General features: G+C 49.8%; 5 protein-coding genes and 1 riboswitch. Of the genes, 4 read left to right on the forward strand and 1 reads right to left on the reverse strand.

Features of this window, described 5'->3' with window-relative positions:
* Position 1: 1 nt before the first annotated feature.
* On the reverse strand, positions 2-385 hold the full coding sequence (locus V3U24_00005) for a hypothetical protein (protein MEE9165834.1): 384 nt from the start codon (positions 383-385) through the stop codon (positions 2-4).
* Between the two features lie 645 nt (positions 386-1,030).
* A riboswitch (TPP riboswitch) is annotated at positions 1,031-1,135 on the forward strand.
* 355 nt (positions 1,136-1,490) lie between these two features.
* On the opposite strand from V3U24_00005, the gene V3U24_00010 reads away from it, so the two are divergent.
* From V3U24_00010 to V3U24_00025, 4 genes are all read left to right on the forward strand, one after another.
* Positions 1,491-4,259, forward strand: coding sequence for a beta-propeller fold lactonase family protein (locus V3U24_00010; GenBank protein ID MEE9165835.1), 2,769 nt, complete (start codon positions 1,491-1,493; stop codon positions 4,257-4,259).
* A gap of 86 nt (positions 4,260-4,345) precedes the next feature.
* Positions 4,346-4,531: a hypothetical protein gene (locus V3U24_00015; protein ID MEE9165836.1), complete on the forward strand. Its 186-nt coding sequence runs from the start codon at positions 4,346-4,348 to the stop codon at positions 4,529-4,531.
* Between the two features lie 757 nt (positions 4,532-5,288).
* Complete coding sequence (locus tag V3U24_00020) at positions 5,289-6,512, forward strand: serpin family protein (protein MEE9165837.1); 1,224 nt, start codon at positions 5,289-5,291, stop codon at positions 6,510-6,512.
* A gap of 224 nt (positions 6,513-6,736) precedes the next feature.
* The coding region (locus tag V3U24_00025) for a hypothetical protein (GenBank protein ID MEE9165838.1) at positions 6,737-7,407 on the forward strand (671 nt) is incomplete at its 3' end.

The raw sequence follows: 7,407 nt of genomic DNA on the forward strand, positions 1-7,407 counted from the left end.
ATTAGTATGATGACGAAATCATGCTGTAGTCTTTGACAACATCATTCTCGTCAAAAGTTATAATTAGATCAAAAGAACTTGTCGTCGAAGTTGAAAGAGCCCTCGAACCCAACCAGACGTCGCCTGCCTCCCCACTGCCTGTCTTGAAAGACATCCTATTGTAATTCCAAACTTCGTACTCATCTTGATTAATTGTAACCAAGTTTGGAGCACCAAATAACTCCAAGACGTCAGCCTGGTTCGTTTCCCCCTTAACTATCTTGGTCTTTACCATACCAACGGTCAGATTACTTTTTTGAGTTGGCTCAACGACTGGCATAGGTGCACAACTGACTATTAAGAGAACACAACACATAAAAAAGGCGACAATACTGAATTCTTTCATTATACTGCTCCGCTCATTTCTTCCAGAACATACGGTCCTTTCAGATGATTTTCCAGCACTAAGTCAGCTCACAGGGCAGAGAAATAGAATTCAGGAGGTCTTCTCAAATCATTCAAGGCAATAGAACTCTGCCGAAATGGAGAAACTTGAGATTAACCAAATCTGGAGGTCTGAACAGGCCATTTGCGATCAGTAATCCTCAATCCCATTTCTTCTAATCCGTACGCTCGGAATCTTGGTTCTTGGTCTTGTCTGCACTGGAGGCCACCATTCTCCCTTGTTTTTTCCCTGACCTCATCTGACTGCAGCTGTGACAAAGTTTCCGTTCAATGCCCTTTAGTCTTCAGATGTTCGTTTTCTATACTCCGTGTATTTGTGGGCCTTCCCTTTCGCTATCGAACAACGCCGCCCCATAAAGGCGGCGTTCTTCCCACATCTCATCGAGAAGCGGCAACTTTCTCATGACCCCATGTGTCCATAGAATCCGTGTCCATAATTGTGCAGTTTGCCTGATTCCCTATAATCCTGTCAGGGTTATGGAGATATCACACCCAGGAGATGCAGTTGCTATTTTGATATTTCCAGAAATTTGCACCAGAAATAACGGAAAGTTCCTTATTGATAATATGATATCGGAATCGTAGTATTCACTAAAAGGGGGCTATTCCACCGAAGCTGGGACAGCTGAGATTAGACCCTTACAACCTGGCCTGGGTAATGCCAGCGGAGGGAAATGAGAAAACAAATAATAGAATCCTCTTCGGTTTGAAGGGGATTTCTTGTTACCAAGAAAATGATATCACTTGAATATCCGCAGGATGCCGTGCGTAGGCCAACAGGAGCTGACTGAATTTAAGATTCAAGTTGATATGGGGAATGTTGGTTTGGTTCGAATCGTAACAGAACCGCCTTTGTTTCTCACGAAGAGTACATGAAATGTTCATGGTAGTATCAATTTCAAACTCATATGAAGGCGTTTGGGTTTGATATGGGGAATATCGGGTTAAGGTAACGACAACACACTGTGCTGTCACTGCGGGAAATGGCCTATGTGCGGGAAAGCCGCAGCTTAGGGACACCCTCATAAAAACAACAAGAGGATAAAATGCTTAATAAGACACCACTACTAACCCTGACGATTTGTGCAATGGCTATCCTGGCAATCGACCAGCCGGCACACGCACAGATTAGTGAATTCAAACTCACCGCCAGCGACGCCGAGGCGTATGACTATTTCGGATATTCAGTTTCCATCAGTGGCGACTACGCCATCGTTGGGGCTCGGAATGACGATGATGCCGGAAGTCAATCAGGCTCGGCTTATATATTTGTTCGTGATGGCCAGAGTTGGACGGAGCAGGCAAAACTCACCGCCAGCGACGCCGTGGCGGCTGAGTGGTTCGGAAATTCAGTTTCCATCAGTGGCGACTACGCCATCGTTGGGGCTCCTATTGACGGACTTGATTCAGGCTCGGCTTATATATTTGTTCGTGATGGGCAGAGTTGGACAGAGCAGGCAAAACTCACCGCCAGCGACGCGCGGCGGGGTGACCATTTCGGAAATTCAGTTTCCATCAGTGGTGACTACGCTATCGCCGGGGCTTGGTGGGACGATGATGCCGGAAGTCATTCAGGCTCGGCTTATATATTTGTTCGTGATGGCCAGAGTTGGACGGAGCAGGCAAAACTCACCGCCAGCGACGCCGCGGAGGGTGACCGGTTCGGAGTTTCAGTTTCCATCAGCGGCGACTACGCCATCGTTGGGGCTTATATTGACGGAGGTGATTCAGGCTCGGCTTATGTATTTGTTCGTGATGGCCAGAGTTGGACAGAGCAGGCAAAACTCACCGCCGGCGACGCCGCGGAGGGTGACCAGTTCGGAATTTCAGTTTCCATCAGTGGTGACTACGCCATTGCCGGGGCTTGGTGGGACGATGATGCCGGAATGACTTCAGGCTCGGCTTATATATTTGTTCGTGATGGGCAGAGTTGGACAGAGCAGGCAAAACTCACCGCCAGCGACGCCTCGGGGGCTGAGTGGTTCGGAAATTCAGTTTCCATCAGTGGCGACTGCGCCTTCGTTGGGGCTTTTTTTGACGGAGGTGCTTCAGGCTCGGCTTATCTCTTCAAACGCACCCCCCAAGCCATCGCCTACGTGGTGAACCAATCTTCAAGCAATGTCTCTGTGACAGACATTGCCACTAACACCGTCTTCGCCACAGTAGGCGTGGGCCCGTCCCCGAGAAGCGTCGCCATGACTCCTGATGGGGCTTTCGCGTACGTGACGAATTATGGCTCCAACACCGTGTCGGTGATCGCCACTGCCAGTAACACTGTCGTTGCCACAGTATCCGGCGTGGGTACCGGGCCGATAGGCGTCGCCATAACCCCGGATGGGGCTTTTGCCTATGTGACGAATTATGACTCCAACACCGTGTCGGTGATCGCCACTGCCAGTAACACTGTCGTTGCCACAGTATCCGGCGTGGGCGGCTTCCCGCAGGGCGTCGCCATAATCCCTGACGGGTCTTTTGCCTACGTGGCGAATTTTGCCTCCAACACCGTCTCGGTGATCGCCACTGCCAGTAACACTGTCGTTGCCACAGTATCCGGCGTGGGCCCGTCCCCGACAGGCGTCGCCATAACTCCTGATGGGGCTTTTGCCTACGTGGCGAATTTTGCCTCCAACACTGTCTCGGTGATCGCCACTGCCAGTAACACTGTCGTTGCCACAGTATCCGGCGTGGGTGCCCGGCCGATAGGCGTCGCCATCACACTCGCCCCTATCCCGATTAATAATCCGCCAGAGCTAACGCTGATTGGCGACAAGAATGTGGATGAAGGCGAACTGTTACAGTTTACAGTGACTGCCACCGATGTGGATGGGGATCCCCTTTCCTTCTCTGTCAGCGGGCTCCCATCAGGGGCTACGTTTGATGGTTTCACCGGCGACTTTAGTTACACACCGGCGTTTGACGTGTCCACAAGTGCAGCCGACAGCTTCTTCGATATTTTCTTCGAGGTGAGTGATGGACAGGGCGGTACAGACAGCGAGACAGTGAAAATCACCGTAATCGATGTCGCGGGTGGTACTCCAGAGGGAAACGGCGGCGTCGAACCTATAGACGAAACCACGGGGGGGACTCCCGTTACCCTGACCTTCAACAATGTAACACAAGCGGGCATAACCACCCTGACCACCAGTGCTGTAGCTCCTGAACCTCCGTCTGGATTCAAGCTGGGCACGCCAGCGACCTACTATATGCTAACGACCACGGCAGTTTTCTCATCGGTGACCGTGTGCATTGACTATACCGGAGTCACCTTCACTGGTAAGGAAGAGAACTTAAAGCTATTCCATTATGATAATACTATTAATGATTGGCTAAAAGTTACAGCCTCCGTGGACACGTCCGCGAACGTAATCTGTTCCACGAGCCTTAGCTCTCTCTCTCCATTTGCTATCTTCGAGCCAGAAGCCGTGGAAGTGGCCATAGACATTAAGCCCGGCAGCGACCCGAATTCCATTAATTGCAAGAAGGATCATGGGAGGATTCCCGTAGCGATTCTGTCCACAGAGGATTTTGATGCCACGACGGTCGATCACGCAGCTTTACGTTTCGGCAAGAACGGCACAGAGGCTATTGAAATGCATTCAGACAAGAAAACGGGTGAGCCCAAGCGTCACGAGGAGGATGTAGATGGTGATGGCGACACGGATCTTATCTTCCACTTCCGATTTGGGGATACGGGCATTGAATGCGAGGATACTGAGGCAACCCTCACGGGCGAAACATTTGACGGGAAACCCATAATCGGAAAGGACGCCATTCGCACAGTTGCGCGCAGTTGGAGGATAGAGAGGAAAGATTGAGGCAGCAGGACAAGAGGACGTACTGATAGCTTTTGCACTTCACGGAAACTACCCCAACCCGTTCAACCCTGTGACAGCACTGCGGTATGATCTCCCTGAAAGAGGGGAGGCAGGTCAGAACTCTCGTTCAAGGTATGGAGGGGCCAGGATTCAAGTCTGTCACCTTGAATGGAACCAACGACCTGAGTCAACAGGTGAGCGCCGGCGTTCACATCTACCGCATCCAGGCTGGTGATTTCACCCAAACCCGCAAGATGGTGTTACTGAGATAAAATCAGCCCTTATTCCAGGCCGAGCCGGCGAGAGGGTATAGCCCAATTTCGTTTCGTCATCCAGAAACGCCGCCTTATAAAGGCAGCGCTCTCCCCACGTCTTTCCGAGAAGAGGCAACTTCCTCAAGACGCCGCGTGTCCATAGAATCCGTGTCCATATTCTGACCATATTTGACCTTATGTGATAACATTTGGCAGCGTGGACAAGAATAAGATCTATATCATTAAAGAAGAAAGAATCCGTCGAGAAAACCAATTACTCTCGGGGATTTGTCTACCGAGATGCGGGGGGTATTGCAGAAGGGGAATTGCGAGATTTGACCAGATCTGACTACATCAGCATCATATTGAGGATACCGATTGCGCGGATACTGAACGGACCTGAAAGTTCCCATCCCATCGATGAGAACCTACTTTGTTCAGGCGTGCTTAGCCGGAGGTTTAAGACTCAATGGGTTGTTTTGTAAGTCAATATCGAGTATTTGGAGGGCGGGCCACCGAATGAAAAAACTCGCATTATCCCTGGTCCAGTTTTTGGGGAGCAGGTCAACTTGGCCCACCTCATTTGTTGGACAGGGAATATCATATATCAGATTTCCGAGACCGGAGTCAGTTTTCTGACGCTCTCTTCCCTCTCCTCTCCTGTAACGCTCGTCTGAAAACACACCTCCGCCTCTTGTGGCACGTCTTTGGCTCATATATAGCTGACATCCGGAACCTGTGTAGCGTTCCTGAGAAAATACGGGGAGGTCCCATCATGCCTGGCACGTTACGTCTTATGAGCGTCCTATTTGGCTGTGCTTTCGTTTTTCAGTGCAGCGCCCCCACCGAACCCGAGGGCCCGCCGCGGGAGCTCACTGCCCTTGAGAGGAGTCTTGTAAAGTCCGACAACAAATTCGGCTTCAAGCTCTTTCAAGAAATTGTTGAGGACAGGGGCGACTCGAATATTTTCATCTCCCCCCTGAGTGTCTCCATGGCTCTGGGGATGACCCTCAACGGTGCCAACGGCGAAACGCAAAAAGACATGGAAGAGACCCTCGAACTGGCTGGACTGACGACAGAAGAGATCAATGAATCCTACGAAAGCCTCATTAACCTCCTCACGAACCTCGACTCCGAAGTCGTGTTCAAAATCGCCAACTCTATCTGGTACCGCCAAGGGATGACCTTTGAACAGGAGTTTATCGATCTCAACAAGACCTACTTCAACGCTCTCGTTAGAGCTTTGAATTTCAGCAGTCCGGATGCAGTCGAGACCATCAACCAGTGGGTGGAGGAGAATACGAACGGAAAGATAGACGAGATCATAAAGGAGATTGATCCCGATATAGTGATGTTTCTGATCAATGCCATCTACTTCAAAGGGACTTGGACCTATGAATTTGATAAAGAGAAGACGCAGGACGATTGGTTCAATTTACCCGATGGCTCCCAGACCTCGTGTAAGATGATGATTCAAACGGGACTTTTTGACTATGCTGAGAATGAGAACTTTCAGGCCATTGATTTGCCTTATGGAGAAGAAGAATTCAGGATGACCATTTTCCTTCCGAAACCGGCGAAAACCGTCGATTCCGTGATTGAAGAATTGAATGAGGAGAATTGGGATAATTGGCTAGAGAGCTTCTCTAGAGATTCTGTCACGCTTCAACTTCCCAAGTTTACTGTGCAATATGAAATCAAGCTAAATGACGTATTGAGTGCATTAGGAATGGGAATCGCTTTCCACCCTGGCGCGGATTTCACCAGGATGTATAAACCAGGTGGATTATCGATCGATTATGTCAAGCATAAGACCTATGTTGAGGTCGACGAAGAAGGCACGGAGGCTGCCGCTGTTACGGTGGTTGCGATAATACAATCGGCGGGCGGATCTGATATAAGATTCATGCGGGTGGATAGACCCTTTTTCTTTGTGATTCGTGAGAATCATTCGGGCACAATCCTGTTCATCGGCAAGATTGTGGAGCCGACACTATGATGCACCACCAAGAAGACGCTAACGCTTCTGTAGGGTACGCAATAACTTTAATTTCTAACGGTTTTCTCTTGACGAGTTAGGTATTATCCTCTGCAATTAGGTTGCGATTTGGCCCAGGATGGACGGAAACTTGCGCACATCTGGGTTGGTAGAAACACAGCACGTCGGCGGGGAAGCTTGGGGTCATTTTTGGAGTTTCTGCCGATGTGTGGTAATTTGTATCTGTGAAGTGTATTGAGTGTATCATATGTTTTTACTCTATTCTTTCTCTTTTTGTAATTACCTCAACGGCCACAGCCACCAGCATCAAAGTTCCTCAAGACCAGCCGACGATTCAGGCGGGGATTGACGCTTCCACTGATGGCGACACCGTCCTGGTAGACACTGGCAGGTACGTTGAAAACATCAACTTCAACGGGAAGAACATTGTTGTTGGGAGTCTGTATTTGACCTTGGGTGATCCATCACTCATCTCCCAAACCATTGTGGATGGCGACACAAGTGGAAGCGTGGTGAAGTTCGAGAATAGCGAGAAGTCGAGCGCGATTTTGTGCGGGTTTACGATCTATAACGGAATGGGAACATGGCAGTCAGATCCCATGGCGGGCGGCGGAATGGGCCTATATGGTGGCGGTATTTTCGTAAAAGGTGCCTCTCCAACCATTGCCTACAACGAGATCATCTTTAACAGCACACGGATCTCCTGCTCAGGTCGGGGAGGCGGGATTGCAGTAAAAGATAGCTCATGTCCTCGAATCATTGGCAACACAATCAGGTCTAATAACATCATCGGTTTATGTGGTTGGGACGACTATTTCGGGGGAGGTGTCTGGATTGACTCGACGTCTGTGCCGATCATCGGGGGGAGTCAGAATACAGGGAACAGTATCTACGG

The organism is Candidatus Neomarinimicrobiota bacterium (assembly GCA_036476315.1).
In the GTDB taxonomy this organism is placed as follows: Bacteria; Fidelibacterota; Marinisomatia; order Marinisomatales; family S15-B10; genus JAZGBI01.

Bases quoted from the DNA above. Each gene is read 5' to 3' on its own strand.
- V3U24_00005 (MEE9165834.1), bottom strand. From the start codon at position 385: ATGAAAGAATTCAGTATTGTCGCCTTTTTTATGTGTTGTGTTCTCTTA.
- V3U24_00015 (MEE9165836.1), top strand. From the start codon at position 4,346: ATGATCTCCCTGAAAGAGGGGAGGCAGGTCAGAACTCTCGTTCAAGGT.
- V3U24_00020 (MEE9165837.1), top strand. From the start codon at position 5,289: ATGCCTGGCACGTTACGTCTTATGAGCGTCCTATTTGGCTGTGCTTTC.
- V3U24_00010 (MEE9165835.1), top strand. From the start codon at position 1,491: ATGCTTAATAAGACACCACTACTAACCCTGACGATTTGTGCAATGGCT.